This is a genomic window from Tardiphaga robiniae (genome assembly GCF_001618955.1).
Classification (GTDB): Bacteria; Pseudomonadota; Alphaproteobacteria; order Rhizobiales; family Xanthobacteraceae; genus Tardiphaga; species Tardiphaga robiniae_A.
This window is the reverse complement of record NZ_LVYV01000014.1, coordinates 24,171-42,071: the sequence shown is the minus strand read 5'-3', so window position 1 is coordinate 42,071 and position 17,901 is coordinate 24,171. Positions and strand designations below refer to the sequence as shown.

General features: G+C 57.9%; 16 protein-coding genes and 1 pseudogene. 7 read left to right on the top strand and 10 right to left on the bottom strand.

The features are described 5' to 3' along the window. Window positions 1–294: 294 nt before the first annotated feature. From A4A58_RS16450 to A4A58_RS16440, 5 genes and pseudogenes are all read right to left on the bottom strand, one after another. On the bottom strand, window positions 295–2,928 hold the full coding sequence (locus A4A58_RS16450; protein WP_068734013.1) for a caspase family protein: 2,634 nt from the start codon (window positions 2,926–2,928) through the stop codon (window positions 295–297). A 777-nt stretch (window positions 2,929–3,705) separates the two neighbouring features. Further along, window positions 3,706–3,879: a hypothetical protein gene (locus tag A4A58_RS30810; RefSeq protein ID WP_158005695.1), complete on the bottom strand. Its 174-nt coding sequence runs from the start codon at window positions 3,877–3,879 to the stop codon at window positions 3,706–3,708. A gap of 33 nt (window positions 3,880–3,912) precedes the next feature. Beyond that, window positions 3,913–4,055: pseudogene (locus A4A58_RS31835) on the bottom strand (LuxR C-terminal-related transcriptional regulator); the annotation flags it as partial. Window positions 4,056–5,377: 1,322 nt separating this feature from the next. Further along, window positions 5,378–5,506: a hypothetical protein gene (locus A4A58_RS31665; RefSeq protein WP_276511309.1), complete on the bottom strand. Its 129-nt coding sequence runs from the start codon at window positions 5,504–5,506 to the stop codon at window positions 5,378–5,380. A gap of 588 nt (window positions 5,507–6,094) precedes the next feature. Next, a complete protein-coding gene (locus tag A4A58_RS16440; RefSeq protein WP_068733978.1) occupies window positions 6,095–8,131 on the bottom strand; it encodes a ParB/RepB/Spo0J family partition protein in 2,037 nt (678 codons plus the stop codon). A 1,036-nt stretch (window positions 8,132–9,167) separates the two neighbouring features. Here A4A58_RS16440 and A4A58_RS16435 point away from each other — a divergent pair. Then, window positions 9,168–9,386 (top strand): hypothetical protein, encoded by a 219-nt coding sequence (locus A4A58_RS16435; protein ID WP_068733976.1) that lies wholly within the window; start codon window positions 9,168–9,170, stop codon window positions 9,384–9,386. A gap of 1,409 nt (window positions 9,387–10,795) precedes the next feature. Here A4A58_RS16435 and A4A58_RS16430 read toward each other — a convergent pair. After that, a complete protein-coding gene (locus A4A58_RS16430; RefSeq protein WP_068733974.1) occupies window positions 10,796–11,260 on the bottom strand; it encodes a GNAT family N-acetyltransferase in 465 nt (154 codons plus the stop codon). Between the two features lie 366 nt (window positions 11,261–11,626). Between A4A58_RS16430 and A4A58_RS16425 the strand changes: the two genes are divergently transcribed. Continuing rightward, entirely contained in the window at window positions 11,627–11,980 is a 354-nt protein-coding gene (locus A4A58_RS16425) for a PRC-barrel domain-containing protein (RefSeq protein ID WP_086937067.1), read from the top strand. Window positions 11,981–12,185: 205 nt separating this feature from the next. On the opposite strand, the gene A4A58_RS16420 is transcribed toward A4A58_RS16425, so the two are convergent. Both A4A58_RS16420 and A4A58_RS30805 read right to left on the bottom strand, forming a co-directional pair. Beyond that, entirely contained in the window at window positions 12,186–13,025 is an 840-nt protein-coding gene (locus A4A58_RS16420) for a hypothetical protein (protein WP_068733970.1), read from the bottom strand. Window positions 13,026–13,040: 15 nt separating this feature from the next. Next, a complete protein-coding gene (locus A4A58_RS30805) occupies window positions 13,041–13,208 on the bottom strand; it encodes a hypothetical protein (protein WP_158005694.1) in 168 nt (55 codons plus the stop codon). Window positions 13,209–13,353: 145 nt separating this feature from the next. On the opposite strand from A4A58_RS30805, the gene A4A58_RS16410 reads away from it, so the two are divergent. Both A4A58_RS16410 and A4A58_RS16405 read left to right on the top strand, forming a co-directional pair. Continuing rightward, window positions 13,354–14,289, top strand: coding sequence for an IS1595 family transposase (locus A4A58_RS16410; RefSeq protein WP_068733966.1), 936 nt, complete (start codon window positions 13,354–13,356; stop codon window positions 14,287–14,289). A gap of 276 nt (window positions 14,290–14,565) precedes the next feature. Then, window positions 14,566–14,865, top strand: a complete 300-nt coding sequence (locus A4A58_RS16405; protein ID WP_068733965.1) for a hypothetical protein — start codon at window positions 14,566–14,568, stop codon at window positions 14,863–14,865. A gap of 102 nt (window positions 14,866–14,967) precedes the next feature. On the opposite strand, the gene A4A58_RS30800 is transcribed toward A4A58_RS16405, so the two are convergent. Next, on the bottom strand, window positions 14,968–15,114 hold the full coding sequence (locus A4A58_RS30800; RefSeq protein WP_158005693.1) for a hypothetical protein: 147 nt from the start codon (window positions 15,112–15,114) through the stop codon (window positions 14,968–14,970). On the opposite strand from A4A58_RS30800, the gene A4A58_RS16400 reads away from it, so the two are divergent. The 3 genes from A4A58_RS16400 to A4A58_RS16390 all read left to right on the top strand — a co-directional run bounded on the left by A4A58_RS16400 (window position 15,113) and on the right by A4A58_RS16390 (window position 16,594). Next, window positions 15,113–15,718 (top strand): hypothetical protein, encoded by a 606-nt coding sequence (locus A4A58_RS16400; RefSeq protein ID WP_068733963.1) that lies wholly within the window; start codon window positions 15,113–15,115, stop codon window positions 15,716–15,718. The genes A4A58_RS30800 and A4A58_RS16400 overlap by 2 nt on opposite strands. A gap of 281 nt (window positions 15,719–15,999) precedes the next feature. Further along, window positions 16,000–16,257, top strand: coding sequence for a BrnT family toxin (locus A4A58_RS16395; RefSeq protein ID WP_068733962.1), 258 nt, complete (start codon window positions 16,000–16,002; stop codon window positions 16,255–16,257). Then, complete coding sequence (locus A4A58_RS16390; protein WP_081421905.1) at window positions 16,247–16,594, top strand: BrnA antitoxin family protein; 348 nt, start codon at window positions 16,247–16,249, stop codon at window positions 16,592–16,594. The genes A4A58_RS16395 and A4A58_RS16390 overlap by 11 nt, the downstream gene beginning before the upstream one ends. Window positions 16,595–16,689: 95 nt before the next feature. Here A4A58_RS16390 and A4A58_RS16385 read toward each other — a convergent pair whose 3' ends face one another. Then, a complete protein-coding gene (locus A4A58_RS16385; protein WP_139069867.1) occupies window positions 16,690–17,715 on the bottom strand; it encodes a hypothetical protein in 1,026 nt (341 codons plus the stop codon). Window positions 17,716–17,901 lie beyond the last annotated feature (186 nt).

Sequence of the window (17,901 nt, the reverse complement as noted above, 5' to 3'; positions counted from 1 at the left end):
TTCGGCTGTGCTATGCGGGAGAATATCGTCGGCGCGACATCCTCACATTCAGGCAACCGTGGACCGGATCGAGGTCGGTGATCATTCCATGACGACGGACGTTCTGAGGCTCCAGTTTTGGACCTTGAAGTACGTCCAGGGGCCGTTCCCTTAACCCGCAACAGCCCGTCGCCTTCAGTTCCGCTTTCGGCGCACATGGTGGACTTGGCTATAGCGCAGCGCGAACGCGATTGACCCAACGCGGACGTTGGCGAGTTTGCGTTCAACACAAACATCCCGCGGTTTTTCCTTTCCTTACCTCGGCGGGGGGCAAGGCTGACCGTTTGGAAGCACACATTTGGCAGTAGGCGGTGCCGGACGTGCAGCAGGTGGTGGTGGCGGTGCCGGACGCGCAGCAGGCGGCGGCGGTGGTGCCGGACGCGCAGCAGGCGGCGGCGGCGGTGCCGGACGCGCAGCAGGTGGTGGCGGCGGTGCCGGACGCGCAGCGGGCGGCGGCGGGGGTGCCGGACGCGCAGCAGGCGGCGGCGGCGGTGCCGGACGTGCAGCAGGTGGTGGCGGCGGTGCCGGACGCGCAACAGGCGGCGGCGGCGGTGCCGGACGCGCAGCAGGTGGCGGCGGGGGTGCCGGACGCGCAGCAGGTGGCGGCGGGGGTGCCGGACGCGCAGCAGGCGGCGGCGGTGGTGCCGGACGTGCAGCAGGCGGCGTAGCACCCGGCTTCGTCGCCGAATTCGGAGCTGCGGGCACCGCGGGTGCAGGCCCAGGAGTTTGGGACGATTTTGCGCCGATGGGCGGAGAAGCCTTCGGAGATGTGACAGGGGGATGCGGCTGACCGTCGGTTCCTGGTAGCGCCGATCCCGGCTTGTTCGCACTCGGAGCTACTGGCACTGGTGTCGCAGCCGGCGAAGATTTCGCACCGGAAGCTGGTGATGCACCGGGAGCTGAGCCGGGGACAGGCGGAAGCGGCTGACCGTTCGCTCCCGGTAGGGTCTGTCCCGGCGGCTTGTTGATTGCATTTGGAGTCAAAGGCGCTGCCGAGGCCGGCGGCGTCCCCGGTTTTACAGCGGTCAACGGGGGCGCACCGGGCGCGACATTTGTAGGTGACGTCGGAGCCGGACCTGTTGTTGCTGGTGCGGACTTTGTACCAGCCGGCGACAGTGCACCGGGAACTGGCTTGCCGTCGGGGCCGACGGCGCCTGGCAGCGGCGTTGGCCCTGTTGCTGGCGTGGACTGCGCCTGAGACGGCGCCGGCTGCGCTGAAACAGCAGGTTTGGGCGCCTGTACGGGTGGAGGGTTGGGCGCGAGCGCAGCCTTGGTCGCGACCGAAGGCGGCAACGAAGGCGCCAGAAGCGCAGCAGCTCCTGCACCCGCAACCCCAGCAGCGATGAGGCCGTCCACTCGTGACGAGGGCACCGGCGCCTGTGCCACGCCTTGCACGGGAGCAGCGGGCGCAGGCGCAAGGGTTTGGGCCTGCCCGCTGGGATTGGTGATCGTCACCACATTCGTCGTGTTGTTGACGACGACGGTGTTGTGAATGTTGTTGTAGATGATGTTGCTCGGCGGAGGTGCCACATACTCAGGTGGCCGCACCCATACGGGAACGGGCGAATAATCCGGGACCGGAAGAATGAACGCATAGATCGGCGGCGGTGGTGGCGGCAGATCGACAAAATAGACCGGACGCGGCGGCAGGAAGATGATCGGCGGCGGAGGCGGCGGAGCAAATCCGAAATCGGGATCGTCGAACATCAACACCGGGCGCTCAACGTAGATTACTTCCTCTGGCGGTGGCGGCGGCACGTCATATGTGATGACCGAAAACTGCGGCGGCGGTTCAAAGGATGCTGAAAGATAGGCAAGCCGGCGACGGGCATCATCCGCGTGCGCGCCCCGCGGGTATCGGCGAAGATAGGACCAGTAGGCGGGTGGCGTGTTGACACCCCGCGTTCGGCGCCAGGTGATCGCCTCGCGGCGCGCCGCGACGATCGCGCGAACCCGCCGCGCCATCGGATCATCGGGATAGGCAGCGAGGAAGGCCTCGTAATCCTCCAGCGTGTCACGGTCCACCGCGGCCAGGTATGCTTCCTGCGAGCTGAAATCGCGAAGCGGTCTTGAGCGGATCGCGGAGGTTTGCTCGCGCGAAATCGCAGGCGGAGGTGCGTCGGGTGCGCGGTCGAAGAAATAGAACGGCGCCTCTAACTTCGACGCGTTCCACGGGACTTCCGCGCCCTTGGTTGTTTCGTTGACGCGGAGCCGAATGCGGCTGAAGAGGTCTTCCACCCGCAATCCACCTTCACGCATCATTTCGGCAAGCGCCTGGGCATATGCCGAATAGGGTCCGGCCTCAGCGGGGGCTACCGTACCCGGTGCTGAATTGAAGGCGATAAACATGCCTTGTTCGGGCTCGACGAGCGCCAGTCCGCCGGTCAGCGGCGCGCCGGTTTTGGCGAAGGGATTGGCTCGCGCGATATCGAGCACCACCATGCTTGCCTTCAATTTCAACGCGGCAAGCGGCGCCATATAGTCGGATAACCGGAGCGCTTCCGCCGATATATTGACGTCGCGAGCGATCTTGGCATCGACCGGCACGAAATAGTTCTCGCCTTCAAGTTGCAGTCCATACCCGCCAAGATAGATGAAGGTGACAGTCTCCGGTCCAGAGGACGATGCCTTGTCCAGGAACTCCCGGAACGTCCGACGCAGCGAATCCTGATCCAGATCTCGTGCCCCGGTGACGTCGAAGCCGGCAGCTTGAAGTGTTTGTGCAATCAAGCCGGCATCGTTCGCGGGGGTCGGCAGGGCACCTGCCTGATAGTTCGCATTGCCAATCACCAGAGCGATGCGTCGTTCAGACGGCGCGGCGTTCGATGAGCTTCCACCGACCAGCATGAGTGCCAACAGAAAAGCAGCGAACTTCGAGATCGATGTCATGACCATCCCGCCAAATCTTTGGGTCCAGCGTTACATATAAATTCAATGGCGTTGAACGAATTCTGAATGGAACGGGTCGGAATTAAGGCGCTATCACGCAGCATGAGTCGGGCAACAAGACACGTTAACCACTGATTGTTCCTCTCGTCAGTATGATCAGCAGGCGAATCAACCTCAGCGAGGTATCCACCAGTGTCAGGTCAGCAATTGTCTTGTCACCAAAGTTCGAACCCGCGGTTGGCACCTCGGTGCCGGTTTTCAGCGACGACGAGTGTGTTCAGAAACTTGCAATGCTGATGGAGCACAGGGACGCAAGAACCTTAGCGAAATTGCTACATTGATTAGCCGTTTAGCCGTTCCAATAGAATAAGTGCGGGCGAGGCATATACGGTAGTAACAGATTGCCTCACGGCTGCATCTGAGCGGCGCCCGATTCGAACTGCAATTGCTGTGGTGCACGAGTCGTTCATGGGCCCCGCGTCCTTTCACTGCTCTGCGGTCAGTAGCAGATACTGTATGTCAAATTCTTGCCCGCAGGTGCTTATGCGGTCGTAGCCGTAGATTGGCATCAGGACCTCCCCCTCCATCGGCAAATGGGCCGTGCTGAAGTCCTGAATTATAGATTTGGGAAGAGCGCCGGCAGCAAATCATCTGATTGACGACGCGCCCCTTTCGGAAGACTCGGTACTTATTTGCTTCAGGGATGCTGCGGACCGCGCCTGCGAGGCGTGGTCGCAGTTCGGCAGCGAATTTTACTGATGTGAAACGATGGCCTGTTCAAACATGCGGGACTACTTTGTTTTCGTCGTCTTCGCGATGATCTGGTTTCGGCTCCGGCTTGTCCCTCAGGATGTTGAGATACGCGTCATACGCATATACTCGGTCTCGACGTTTTCCCGTGATTTCCTTCAGAATACCGATCTTGCGCAGTAGTTCGATCGCTGCATTCACGGTTGGATCCGAGAGACGCGTTTGCTCAGCAATATTTTGTGCGGTGACGGCAGCGATGCGGATAAGATCTGAGTGGTTCCGTGCGCCCAGTTTGTCCTTCAGTTGGACGTAGTATTCGTCGCCGTCTTGTAGGATATCCCGAGCGCGTCGGCTACCTCGACGATTGTTTTGCCCCGGAGCCCGTTAGGCGCGAGCGCTCCGATACCGGAACCCTTCGGCCAGCCGAGGCAAATCTAGAAAGACACTGTCACGCCGGCCTGATTATCAATTTGCAATCCCGTTCGGCGTAACGCTCGATGAAGTCCTTCACCCCCGGCGGCAGCTCCTCGCAGGTAACTGCGGCCCGCTGGCGAATATAACGGGCGATAGCCAAATCCGAATGGCTGCGAGCTTGATGAAGGCAAGGTAGTTGGCCGCGAGTTTGTCATATCGCGTGGCGATCCTTGAAAAACATGGTGACTTTAAATTCTTTCCGGGCGGAGTTCCGGTCGCTGTATCTAACTGATACCAGTTGCTGCGCGGCCAAGACGCTTTAAAGATCACTGCGCTCGGGCCGTTACGGTGCGACTGATCTGATCAGGTATCTCCCGCAGCCACGCAAACACGCCGTCAAGGTCGTAGTCTCCGCCGTTTCAGGATCGCCCGGCTTGCCGCCTGCCACCATCAGCACGAATGCACCGCATGGCTTACCGCCAGATTGCAACTGACCATCGCGGCTTCAATGATTTCTCCAGAGGGAAATACACACCACAAGTGAGACAATCGCCCCTATCGGAAAGTAGATGTCCGTGACCTTAGTGCCGGCTTCGTACAAAACCGTCTGGTGATCCAGATGGACGGACTTCAAGTGTAGTCGGATAGCAGCGGCATCACACTCGGAAAGAGAAGCCAACAGTAAATTGCCGGAATTGCGTATCATGATACGCGTCTAGGCGGAGCGCAAAGAACTATCAGTCAGCGGCGCGCCAGTAAGACTGCCGACAATGTTAAACCCCCGGACTTTGATTAGAAAAGGTGCGAGCTTCATTGTCCACGATGTCGTGAACCAATTGACAGGCATGGGTATCAAAGTTTGGTTGTAGCTCACAACTCTGGAGGTGCTGCCATGGCCACCTATGATACTAAAACCTTGCATCTACTCAGAGAGGTTCTTGACGAAGCTTGGGGAGCTTTGCCGGAAGGTTCCAAATATGAAACTCTCAAATCTGAGATGGCTCTGCGGATACTAAAGAAGGCGGCGGACGGGGAGCGAGACCCGGTCAGACTTCGAGCGTTTGCCCTCGTTAGGTCCGTGGGTGACCACCCGCATCAGAAGCCAAGACCCGCGTTACAGGGCGACCACGGACCACGCAGACCTTGACCTTCGGTTAGCATGAAAGCCCACTGGCTTCGCTCACCGGGGCTTACCTCGCGCAAGTTTAAGACCACGTGGCAGCCGTTGGCACCACGGGAGCGGATAGCTCCTAAACCCTGAACGCAAAAGTCCCGACAGCCGCCATCACAGGCTGTCGGGGCTTTTGTCTGTCAGTAGACCGCGAGCCCGCATGTCGCCGTTGCAGGTCGCTATGGCGTGGTCGCAGGCAGCTTCGTACGGGTCGGCAAGCAGCGCGTGTGCAGCTTCGGTCACGGTGAAAACTCCCAACGTGGCTTCACCCAACAGAACTTCGGCCAGTACCCGGTCAGGGGTACTGACCTGTTTTACCCTTAGTGGCTTAATTCGATTTTCACAGCGGCAGGTTTGACGGAACGGCGTTACAACTGGCGCGTTTATTCTTGGGAATCACCTCCCGTGGAGAGCGTCTAAATGAAGAGCAGCGAAAGAAATCGCCCGTCATGTCTCGATCAATTTGATTGCTCATCTGAGCCAGGGCCCGAGCCAGAGCGGGATAACGGGACAGAAGACGAAAATCGAACGAAGGCGACGCTGGAAGCTCTTCAGAAGAGAACCGGTCGCTCAGCCGCAGTTAATATCGCAGTCGCGCCAAGGCATGATTAGCGGCGACATGCCGTCCTTCGAGCGGGTTCATTGGCGCCGACCATAACGCCCCCTTCCCCGCTGGCTTCAGTTTGAAAAATGCTTCGCTTTCTAGAATGCCCCAAGTCGGGGGCGTGAATATCGTGAGACTGGCCGCGCGCCCGATGGCGCGCGGCCAAAAATTTTCGACAGTCGCACGGTGACAGGCCGGGACCGCGTGAGCGGTCTCGGCCACGCCGTTTATTCGGCGGCGACGGAGTACGCGTCAGGGCTCGCCTCGGTGGTGGCATCCTCCTGCGGTGGTTCGGCAGGCTCTTGCGTGGCTCGCGGTGTCCGCATCAGCACAGGCAGCCAGCCAGTACCGACCAAGGACTGCTCGGCAGCTTCCGCCATGTCCTGCTTCTTCATATCCGCGATCCGGTCAGCGGCCTCATTGCTGACCGCTTCCCGCACGGCGGCAAGAATATGCGTCTTGGTGACGCGACCCAGATAGGTCTGTACGGTCGGGGCCCAATGCGCGGCCATGTCGAGCGACACGGCCTCCGCCAACCTATCCGCTGTTGCCACAGCACGAGGCCTGCGCTCCGATGGCAGTCTCACCGCATTGGCCGTGAGCGCGACGCAATGCGCGAACAGCGCCATGCGGCCGTCATGGTCAAGCTCCACGACGAAACTCCACAGGTCGGATACGTCGCGCGGCATCTGCGCCGCCCAACGAGCATGCTGATCTGACCACACCTTGCCCGCTTTAGTGTCCTCGATACCATCCGCATGGGAGGCCAGCATTGTACTGACCGGACGGATATCGAGAACGGGGGCGTCCGCGCCGCGATAGAAAATTTGTGCAGCGAGCGCATGGGTCACGGCAACGATGGCGACCTCTGGCTGTTCGCTCAAAGCGAGGCGAAGCCCGAGGGTCCGATGTGCGGTGAGATCGCGGATCAGGATGTCCGAGAGCGGCTTGTGATCGTCGGTGTCCTCATCCTCCCTATCCAAGTCGTCATCTCCGGGGTCACCGTTCGAACTAGCTCCACCGTCATAGGCGGCGTCACCGCCCTCGCCTTCGCCGCTCGCATCATGCGTTTCCGGCTCCGGTTTCTCGTCTTCGGCCCGCATGAAACCGCGTTCAACACGCAACGTCCCATCATGATTGAGGATTACGAAGGCTCCGCAACGCGGGATATCGGCGGCGTCATAGGCCTGACGCTTCGCCTCAAGCCGCTCGATCTCGGCTTCAAGCTCGCCGAAACGCGCATCGACATCGTCGGGCAATTCCTCGGCACTCTCATACTGCTCCGTCAGGCTGTTGAACTCAGCCTGTGCGGCATCCAAGGCGGCTTGATCTTCCGCCGACAGGTCCACCGGCTGCGGATAGGTCCGGCGCAGCCCGTGACTGTGGGGATAGTCGAGATGGACTTGCGTCCACTTCCACCCCTCAGCCTCTTGCACAGCGGTCGCTGCACGTCCGAGCTTCGCCATCACAAGGAGGTCGAGAAGCGCCACGTCCTCAAAATAGCCGCCACGATCCTCGGTGAATAGGTCGCGAAGGATCGTGCCACCCACCTCGGTATAAGCTTCTGCGCCGACAAAGATCGCGCGACGATCGGTGGCGGCAACATGGGTTTCGGTGAGCAGGCGGCGGATCGTGCTGGCATCGCGGTTATAGGATAGCCGCTCAAAGGCCGCTTCCTGCCGGGCATGGTCTTCGGTGATCGCGAAGGCCATCAACTGGTCAAGCGCGAGATCACCGTCGCGATAGATTTGCATCAGCTTGGGCGACACCGCCCCCAATCGAAGGCGCTGCCGCACCACATGCGGCGTGACGCCGAACCGAGCGGCGATTTCTTCCGCGCCGAACCCGCGCTCCTCCGCCAGCTTCTTGAACGCCTCGAACTGATCGGCGGGATGCATGTTCTCGCGCGTGACGTTCTCATCGAGGCTGATTTCGAAAGCGTCATTCGCGGTGTCGATGACGCAGCGAATCGGTTCGGTCTTTTTGATCTCCTTGCGCTTGACGCGCAGAAGCTGCGCCAGCCTGCGGCCTTCGCCGATGGTGACGAAATAGAACCCTGTTGCCGCACCGTCTGCGTCCAATTCCGGCTCGACGACAAGATTTTGCAGGATGCCTTTCGCGGCGATGCTGGCCGCATAGGCCTCAATCGACGCCTCACTGTGCGGCGTCTTGCGGGCATTGTTCGGAGACTTCTTGAGCTTGTTGAGTGGAATGAAAATCTCCGTCCCGCTCTGCGTGACGATTTCAACGTTCTTAGCAGACATGGTCGTTCTCCTTCGGGTTTGGGGCGCAGCGCTGCGCTGCAGCCCTGCCCGTCGGCGAGACCGGGGTAGCAAGGGCAAGGGCGAGCGGGGCGGAGGGGGATCACCCGGCCTGCACAAGCGGATTCCGATGGTTGGTAGCGGTCCGGTCTTGACGTCCGCGCGGAAGGTCGGGGAGACCGGCCCGGCCGGTCCCGGATCTTCCGGGACTGCACCCTTGCCCGCGCGAGGGCGGAGCCCTTAGCTCCCAAACAGAAAAAGGGCGTCTGGGCCGCAGTGAAGCGAAGGCCAGTCGGCAGTCGCGAGACCGGTTAAGAAGGCACCCGCAGGAGGGTCAGCATAGCGCCGCCGCTTGGCGGGACCCGGGACCGAGTGCCTCCGGCGAGCGACACGGTATTGCGCGAAGGGATCGAAGCCGAAGGCCGAGACGCCTTGCGGCTCGGTTCACGAGAGCCCGACCGGCAGAGCCGGTCGCGAACCGTCTTTTGTTTTCGATTCGGCAGCTAATTCTGCAAGGTCGTATCGAGTAGCGTACAAATCGTACGCCTGCTTTCTGGAGCTGCACCTTTACGGCAAGCTTGTTCGCATCAAGATATTGCGCACCCGCGTTGAGGGCGTCGCTCCTCACATCGCACGACGAGCCGTGCATGACAGCGTGATGACTGCCAGAAGATCTGCCAACGCTCACATCCTGGACGTAATGTCGCCAAAGCCTTCGGCCGGTGCGCGCGGCCCCAGACATTGTGAAGCAAGGACAAACGCCATGCGCCCCCTTCTTAGGAGCGCGGACTGCGCTTCGCCGACAGGCCCGCGTCTTTGCAATGCCCCCTCTGCTCCAAACGCTACTACCGCGCTTACCGCCGGTCATTCCGATATCGCGAAATAGAGCGATCCTTCGTCCTATTTGTACGCCACAGCACCATGCAATCATACCTGAGCTCCAAGGCTCTTTCTTGCTGCTAAACCTACGCTCAATGTGCATTGGACCGATCATGGTTCGGAGCGGAGGCATGCGCGCCCAGGACGAAAGCCGCCTGAGATGACACGCACGGTGCCGGGCGAGTTCACGGAGGAATGGCTGCTCAAGGCCATCGACACCGTGTCGTTCTGCATCGTGGAGGACGGCGCGGTCTACGCGCCAATTCTGGAGCGGCTCGAAAACGAGCTGGAATTGATCCGCCGCAAAGATGACGTCGTCGCCCGCGCGCGGCGGAATGTTGAGTTGCGCAACCAGCGTCTCGCCGAAGCGCGTCCATAGCGCAGTATCGCGCATCAGCGAGGGCAGACTATGAGATTGATCTTGATAACCTTGCCGGCGGCAGCCAGCATAGGGGCTTGACACTACCTATGCAGTTTGGAGATCGGCAAAGGGAGCGGCGGCATGATCAAGTTTGCGGCGATCTTGGCAGTATTCTCGTTCTATCTCAGCGTTACTGACGCACATGCCCAGGGACAATGTTTTTTCAACGGCCAGCGATGGGTACTACAGTATCCGAACGGGTACTTTGGACTTTGCCCCTCGCAGATGATCCCAGCCCCACAAATATTGCCTTATCCCGGCCCTGTCCAAGCGCCGAACGTACGTCCCGCGCCGCCGGTGTTGCCTTACCCGACGTTCGCCGCCCCGCCACCACTCCCTGAAGAATCGCCCGTAAATCCTTACGGGCGCCAACAAGCAGTCCAGCCTCGGTTTCAAAGTGAAGAGAGGCCCGAAAGGTCCTCCTCAGCCAGCTTAGCCGTCGATTGTGCCCGGCAATCCAGCACTCGGATTGATGCATTCCTTCAATGCAGTGGCGGAAAAGTCGTCCTAAATCCGGATCAACGCGTCCTTGTTGATTGCGCCGAGAGTTCGGGAACGACTGCGCAAGGCCTCGCGGAATGTGCCGGTCCAAAGTTACTTGGCAGGCACGTCAGTCAGGATCAGCGCGCCTTACTGAAATGCGCTTACGACGCGGAAGGACGATCGAATGCCTTCGTCAGTTGCATGAGCGCTTACGGTGTCTCTCGCTTATCAACTGAGCAACGAGCGGTCCTCACTTGTGCGGCAGACTCGGACAGCTCGAGTGAGTTTGCAACGTGTGCGGGATCGCAGCTAATTGGATCGCGCCTCAATCCCGAGCAGAGAGCGGCGGTAGCATGCGCAGCCGAGTCAGGCGGAAGCGCGACAGGGTTTGCAACCTGTGCCGGCACAAAGATATTGGGAGCCAATCTGAATCCGGAGCAAAGGATCGCCATAGCCTGCGTCGCCGAGACTGGCGGCCAACCTTACGCAGCTGCCGCCTGTGCGGCGATTAAGCTGACCATACGCGAACTGCAAAAATGTTTGTCGGAAGGATTCAACTCTAGAAATTGCTACGGGAAAAACAACGATCTCTTCGGGCGGGAGGGATGGACGGTCAAAACGCTGACAAACGCGGGCAATGACTTAGTGCACGGTCCTGGCGAAACAAACGATCTTGTTGGCTGTAGAGGATGGCTCGCAAAGCGAATGGGACGGCGATGCTAGGGAGTGTACTCATAAAATTCGGGATGTCCGCTTTTAGGAGTAAAACAGCCCCCTTGATTGTCCCGCCGAGGTCGGTTTTTGACTCACTTCAGACATGACCGCGCGGGACTTCAATCTTGGAGCGATTTTATGTTCGCGGCTGGGCCGATCTGCGACTTGGGCTAAGCAGAGAGTTGTAGGTGAAGGAATTGGTTGAAGGCGCTCGGCTGGTAGTCGGAGAATGCCTCCCCGTCCACGAAGCCATGCTTCCGATAGAGCGTCAACGCGGGTTCGAACGCCGGGCCGCTTCCGGTTTCGAGGCTCAGACGGGTCAAGCCAAGCGCCTTGGCCTCTGCCACGATCTGGTCTAGTAGCAGCGCGGCCACGCGCCGGCGGAGGTGATCGGGATGGGTTCTCATGGACTTCACCTCGCCGCTGCCATTGCCCAATTCCTTCAGCGCGCCGATTCCGACCACTTCGGCACCCTCCCAGACGGTCCAGACCGTGACGCCCGGTGCCTTCAATCCCGACAGATCGAGGGCATAGACGCTGTCAGGTGGTGAGTTGGCGTGCATCCCGGAGAGGTGAAGTGCAAGCAAGCGCAACGTCGCTTCGCCGGAAAGATCGTCTTCGCGGACCTCAAACATCCACGTCCCTCATTTTCTCCACAGCTAGCGCTGCAATCTAGCCGGAGCCGTTGTCGATAGACAAGTCTGCGACCGAGCCCGCGAAGTCAGCAATCGGCACTTAGCCGATATGCCGGTGTGGTGCGCCGCTGTCCGCTTCCAGCGGTGAAGCGGAGATGGCGGGCGGTTTTATGAGTACACGCCCTAGGACCCGCATGGACCCTGCATCACAACGAACCAGCGCCAATCATGGGAAAGCCGCACGGCACAGAGCCGCTGCGGGCGCTCTTTTTAATGTGACAAATCCGGTCGCTACACAGCAACACAGCTCCGGAACGAATGACAGATTCTCCTGTTTTACCGTCACTCAAACAAGGGAGAGCCATCATGGCAAACGAAACGGGCAATCTGATCAGCAGCGAGAAGGTGGAAGGCACCGCCGTCTATGGTCCCGACAGCGAAAAAATCGGCTCCATTGAAAGTGTGATGATCGACAAAGTCGGTGGCAAGGTCGCTTATGCCGTACTGAGCTTCGGCGGCTTCCTTGGCATGGGCGATGAGCACTACCCGCTTCCGTGGCAGACGCTGAAATACGACACCAATCTTGGAGGTTATGTCACCAACGTAACGAAGGATCAGCTCGAAGGCGCGCCAAAATACGCCAACGAGAATGATTGGGACTGGGCAGACACCAAGCGGGCCCGCTCACTCAACGAATACTACGGCACCCCTTGGGTCTAATCTCTGTGGCCCCGGTTCGCCGGGGCCTATTTGATCTGAGGGCCGGAAACGATTCCGTTTTGGCGGGATTGTATAAGGCATACGCCGGGTGACAACCGGCCATAACGGGGATGATGGACGCAGCGGTTTTGCCGGTTTCTCGTTGCGACAGCAACGCATTGGTACGCGTGGAAATCTAACCCGTTCCCGGCGTATGCACCTTACTTTACCTCACCTCACTCGGGTTGAAGCCGAACAACTCAATGATGCGCTTGTCCTGCCCGCCCGTGCCCTTGTACGTGTCGAGATACGACGCCGCTTCCTTAGTGAGACCAGCCTTTGTCTCGGTATCTTTGAACAGCCTCACGATCTGGTTCTTGAAGGCTTCGACAGCCTTCCTGTCGTTTTCGCTGAGCTGCTTTGTGGGGGTTGCGAGCGTCAATTCCTCTTCAAGTGAGTAAGTCGCTAGCTGAGAGAATAAATTATACTTGGGCTTCCAATTTGCCTTCACCTCATCATAACCCGCCGCCTCAGCCTTCATGGCTTCGTTCTTCTCGCGATCGCCTTGCATGCGCAGGGCGTTTGCCTTGAAATTGAAATAACGGTCGAGGGTCTGGACATAATGCATGTAGAGGTCAAACCCCATGAGCCGGACATATGTCTTGGCCAGCTCTCGTCGCTCGACCTCGGCCACACCGAAGTCGATAAGCTGCGCGTTGATCTCGTCTAAGCGCGCCTGGTTTTCGACTGCGCTCTGTCCGTCCCACCTTTGACCGATCCCCACTGTCTCATAGGTCGATTTTGCGTTGATCACTGCTAGCCGTCGGAGCTTAGCCAAAATCTCGTCGGCTTCGTTGAGGGTGCGGACGAGGTGTGCCTTGACGCCCCAAGCCTCTAGAATCTCTAGCTTGGGCAGGTAAACGACCAGCACGCATACAAGGAAGATGGTGCTCAAAAGCGCAGCGGCGCTAACCCTGTCGTTCATGGCTTGGTACAGGGCACATATAAGCGCGAATACAGCCATTGTAGCTGCAAAAAACAGCAGAATCTCTCGCACCTTATCCATCAGCCGGCGCTCCCATCACCGCAACTGATGGTAGACGACTAAGGCGGCGATTGTAGCCATTGCCCCGAGTAATCCCCGGCTCAATGGAGTAAAAAGCAGCAGATAGACGTAGCTTGGCCAGCGCCCATATGCCTTCACCAGCAGCGGCACGTGGTCCAGCAATTCCCCCATATCTCTATTCATCTCCGCCTCCATGCTCGCTAGGAACATAATCGGAACGAAATGCGGCGGAAGTATGAGGCTTATAGTCTTACTGGGAAAATACGCGCACTTATATACTTGACAAATGTGGATTGACTCCCTAAAACCTTAGTCATTGGAGCAACCCATGACCGCAGTTTTCCAAGACCCCATGTTTCAGGACGAGGACAAGGCCCGCGAAGCCCTTGAGGCTGTGCGCTGGCCCGATGGTGCGATTTGCCCTCACTGCGGTAGCTCCGATCCCGACAAGCTCGCCAAGATGGGCGGCACCAAGAAGTCCCATCGTCCCGGCCTGTACTACTGCAACGACTGCAAAGGCCAATTCACCGTGACCGTAGGCACTGTGTTCGAACGCTCCAAGGTGCCTCTCACCAAGTGGTGGATGGCTGCGCACATGATGAACTCAGGCAAGAACGGCGTTTCTGCCCATGAGATCCATCGTGCACTTGGCGTCACCTACAAAACCGCATGGTTCATGATGCATCGCCTGCGCGAAGCCATGATCGACAGCAAGCCCGCTCCCATGGGCGAGAATGGCGGCAACGTTCAGGCTGACGAAACTTATCACCTCAATACGTCCAAGCGCGCCAAGGGCTACAAGAAGGGCCATTCGCACAAGGCCAGCATCGTTGCGCTCGTTGACGAGAACACCGGCACCGTTCGCACCTTCCACGTTCAGAAGGGCGTCACTGCCGATAAGGTCCGCGATATCCTTTTCACCAACGTCATTCGCAAGGCTACGCTCGTGACTGACGAGAGCGCGCTCTACACCTACACCGGCAAAGCCTACGGCGATCATCAGACGATGAACCACACCGGCCGCGAGTATGTGAACAAGCTCGGCTTCACCACCAACAACGTCGAAAACTTCTTTGGCGTGTTCAAGCGCGGTATGCGCGGCACCTACACGTTCTGCGGCGAACAGCACTTGCAGCGTTACCTGACGGAATTCCAGTTCCGCTACAACAACCGATCCGGCCTTGGTGTTACCGATGGGGAACGGACGGCGAAGGCTCTCAAGGGTATCGAGGGCAAGCGCCTGACGTACCGGCCGGCTCACTAAAATCACCCACAAAAAACAGGCAGTTAAGCGCTTTCGCGCTTGGCGTAAGTCTGTTCATAAACGGGACAAATAAAGAACCGTCTCGACTCCCAGCGCCAGTTCCATGGCAGACTAGGAGTCGAGCGATTCGCGGAGAACAACCGGCGCCAACCGGCCTCCTCGGATAGCTCATTAACCCGAGGGACGGGTCATGAGCTGCAGTGTAGTGAGTGCTCCCATCATTGGGATTCTGCACGAAAGGTCAAGAGCCGTCCCTCATTTTAGAAGGGACTACGCATGTCAACCTACTGGATAACGTTCCGCATTCACGATAGCGGAAACTCACAAGAACGCCGTGACGACCTCTACGCGGCAATCAACGATATCAGTACAATGTGGTGGGTAGAGCCCACTTCATTCATAGTATTTGAATCGAGTGAGAGCGCAGACACGATTGCCGCCAAAGCGAAAGCGGCGATACGGCCGTCGGTAGACATCGTATTACTTGGCATGACCGAATTTAAAACTGCAAGATTGATCGGCGCGGCTGTTGATCACGACATCGATCAACTTATTCCTTTTTTGAAACGCGTCTGACGCAATTCAATCGGAACGCCCAAAAATCTTGCGACAAGAAGAACTAAATACCCTTTGAAGTAACGTGTTTTCATTGGGTCAATTCCTTCGTAGAAGCCCGGCCTATTTGCTGGGCTTCTTCTTAGCCGCAGACTTCTTTCCGACCTTCTTCTTTCCGACCTTCATGTCCTCGTGCGGCTTCGGCTTCATGCGCACGAGCGCGCCCATAAGCGCTTTCGTTTTTTCGATTTCATTCGAGGACTTTGCCATGCCGCCTATCCTTGGAAAAGAATCTTTCCATCACACCGAGTGGGTAGATTCTCAGAGAGAGTTTCATCTAGCCTACGGACAAGCAATGGCCCAGTGGGCTCTCATCGAAGAGCGACTTAGCTATTGGTTCCAAGATACAACCGGGCTGCCATACGAAATGGCGCGCGCAATGTTCTTTTCGCCCCGCGTCTTCCAAGCGCGAACAGATCTTTTAGAGGCTGCTATCAAGCATTCGTTTCGCCTATGCGAATGTTCATTACGCTTCATAAAAGCTGCTACCACAAAGGCCGGTAAATACAGCAGCTTTAGAAACCACCTGGCGCATGGTGAGCAGACGTTTGATGCGCGCCCTGAAGCACCAACATTTAAGCAAACCATCCTAATTTCAGGAAAGCTGGCCCCTGAAAAGGCGGCCGAGACAGCTATAACCGTGGATAGGCTAAAACTCGCCACTGAACGATATCGCGAACTTGCACGCCTATTGATGGACGCAACCGAATTCGTCAACGGCGGGCCAAGCGCAACGCATCCCGAAGAATGTCTTCGACTATTGAACGAGCTACCCAATCAGGCAGATCTTCCGAGACGCGCCCCGACTGCATAAGCGCAGGAATACCAGCCTCAACCATCTGAGGGGTAATTTCTATTTCGTCAGCGCTGCCCTGTCGGGTAGAATCTTTAGGTTTCATGTCACATTTGTCAAGTATATAAGTGCGAAAATACGTCTATTGAGATTTAGTTGTTGTGCAAGAACGCCGCACCTGTCGGTTAGCCGTGAGACTGATCGGAGAGAAGGCGGAGCATGCCGGCAGCTCCCTTGTCGACTCGATTTTTGTACACCCATCAACGATTGACGCACCCATTTTTTGGGTGTACGTTTATGTCATGAGCAAGCTATACGACGAAGCGAAAAATGCCATCAACATCGCCAACCACGGCATTTCGCTGGCACGTGCGACCGACATGGAAATCGCTCGCTTCGTCGTTGATGACCGTTTTGAGTACGGTGAAACGCGCTATCGTGCATGGGGCTACATCGACGAACAGCCTTACTTCCTGGCCTTCACCGTTCGTGACGGCAAGGTGCGTCCCATCAGCCTGCGCCGGGCCCATGCAAAGGAGATGAAACGAAATGTCCGCTAAAAAGAAAACAGCACCAGCCGCCCTCGACGACAACCCGGAATGGACCGCAGCCGACTTCGCCGCCTCCCGCCCGGCCGAAGAACTGCCGCCGGATATTCTTGCCCAATTCAAGAACAAGCCCGGCCGCCCGCGCGTGGAAAATCCCAAGGTGCCGGTGAAGCTCCGGCTCGACGACGACGTCGTCACGGCACTACGAGCGACGGGCCCGGGCTGGCAGACGCGCATCAATGACATGCTAAAGTCGCGGATCAAGCGCGGCAAGGTTGAGTTTGTTGTGCTCGGCGACAAGCCGAAGCCTCGCGCGACGAGCGCTGCCGTAAAGCGTAAGCGAGCGTGACAATACTTTCGCGCAAACGAACTGCGACCGCGATTGTCACTCAGATAAGCGAGCCGTCGTGTAGCGCCTAGTTTCCAATTAGTCGCCTCCGGCAGCTAGGATTCGCTGCTTGCGAAATTCACTCGGCCCTGTGCGAAGAACCGCGACGCCTCGTCCAGACGACGATAGAGCGACAATATTATCTTCGCGAAAGCGAGCTCATTATTGTTCACGAGTGATTTAAGTATCGCTGCGTTTGGCACGTGCAGTTTTTCCACGAGCGAGTTGGTTGTGTTCTTAATGTATGCGGCTGCAGCGTCAGTGGGGAGGAACTGATCTGCCGGCATTGCGAGAAAACGATTTTTCGATAGAAACTCATGGAATTTGTCGTAGATCTGCTTGATCGCGGCTCGATCACCAAGAAAGGCTCGAATGAGAGCCTCGGTTTCGCTGAACGCGTCGGCGTCGCCGTGCACAGATACGTATCCAGGCGACTGATACACTATTTTATCCATACGCAGTCGCTCGGCGCGCGGAATGCTTCCCGGAAGCGCTTTATAAAAATGAACGTAGCTGCTTCCTCCCCGGAAGGGGATGTCACCAAATGCCTTTTTGATTTCCTTCTTTTTTTCAAGATCGACTTCGTCGTCCGAAAAGGCGTGGCTTGCTGATAGCAGGTAGTACACATTCGAGTATCGGCTATAGAAGTCGCCGAAATCAGGCATGTCCCAGTCACCATCCACCACTAACTTCTCAACGTGTGGGTCAGCCACGTTGTTCTCTTCGAGTTCGGTGTGATTGCTGGAGAAGAATCTGGGCGATGGAAGGTAGTTGTCGGGGATCTGCTCTTCCCACGGAGTCATCATCACCTTTCCGCCTTTCAACTCCATGAGGTCAAAGGTGAAAACTGTCCGATTGATTGGATAAGTGTAGAGGTATCGCAGATCGACTAAGCCATCGATGTAGGCTTCATAGTCCTTTTTCGAAACCGTCACTGCTAGGAATTCGGCCTTGCCCTCAGAAGACGGAATCGCAAGCGCGATGACATTCGCCCTGTTCCGTTTCAGAAGGATGAGTTGCGGCTCGTCCATGTAGACGAGCGTTCGAATGTAGTGGGCGCCGCTGCGACCGGGTTTGGTCATGTCGGTGCTTCCTCAGTCTCTATAACCGCGTCGTCGATTGAAAATTGCTCGGAAAGCCACACATCGATATGTGCGGTTTTCTCATTGATCAGCGCCATTCCGTCGTTTGGCGATATGTTGACTAGCGCTAAGTAGGGCTTCGCCTCGCGGGATTTTGGAAGCTTTCCGGCAATGTTGAGGGCCCTG

Bases quoted from the DNA above. Each gene is read 5' to 3' on its own strand.
- A4A58_RS16450 (WP_068734013.1), bottom strand. From the start codon at position 2,928: ATGACATCGATCTCGAAGTTCGCTGCTTTTCTGTTGGCACTCATGCTG.
- A4A58_RS16390 (WP_081421905.1), top strand. From the start codon at position 16,247: ATGTCCGCTAAAAAGAAAACAGCACCAGCCGCCCTCGACGACAACCCG.
- A4A58_RS16385 (WP_139069867.1), bottom strand. From the start codon at position 17,715: ATGACCAAACCCGGTCGCAGCGGCGCCCACTACATTCGAACGCTCGTC.
- A4A58_RS16430 (WP_068733974.1), bottom strand. From the start codon at position 11,260: ATGTTTGAGGTCCGCGAAGACGATCTTTCCGGCGAAGCGACGTTGCGC.
- A4A58_RS16410 (WP_068733966.1), top strand. From the start codon at position 13,354: ATGACCGCAGTTTTCCAAGACCCCATGTTTCAGGACGAGGACAAGGCC.
- A4A58_RS16400 (WP_068733963.1), top strand. From the start codon at position 15,113: ATGCCGCCTATCCTTGGAAAAGAATCTTTCCATCACACCGAGTGGGTA.
- A4A58_RS16405 (WP_068733965.1), top strand. From the start codon at position 14,566: ATGTCAACCTACTGGATAACGTTCCGCATTCACGATAGCGGAAACTCA.
- A4A58_RS16420 (WP_068733970.1), bottom strand. From the start codon at position 13,025: ATGGATAAGGTGCGAGAGATTCTGCTGTTTTTTGCAGCTACAATGGCT.
- A4A58_RS16425 (WP_086937067.1), top strand. From the start codon at position 11,627: ATGGCAAACGAAACGGGCAATCTGATCAGCAGCGAGAAGGTGGAAGGC.
- A4A58_RS16395 (WP_068733962.1), top strand. From the start codon at position 16,000: ATGAGCAAGCTATACGACGAAGCGAAAAATGCCATCAACATCGCCAAC.
- A4A58_RS30805 (WP_158005694.1), bottom strand. From the start codon at position 13,208: ATGAATAGAGATATGGGGGAATTGCTGGACCACGTGCCGCTGCTGGTG.
- A4A58_RS16440 (WP_068733978.1), bottom strand. From the start codon at position 8,131: ATGTCTGCTAAGAACGTTGAAATCGTCACGCAGAGCGGGACGGAGATT.
- A4A58_RS30800 (WP_158005693.1), bottom strand. From the start codon at position 15,114: ATGGCAAAGTCCTCGAATGAAATCGAAAAAACGAAAGCGCTTATGGGC.
- A4A58_RS16435 (WP_068733976.1), top strand. From the start codon at position 9,168: ATGACACGCACGGTGCCGGGCGAGTTCACGGAGGAATGGCTGCTCAAG.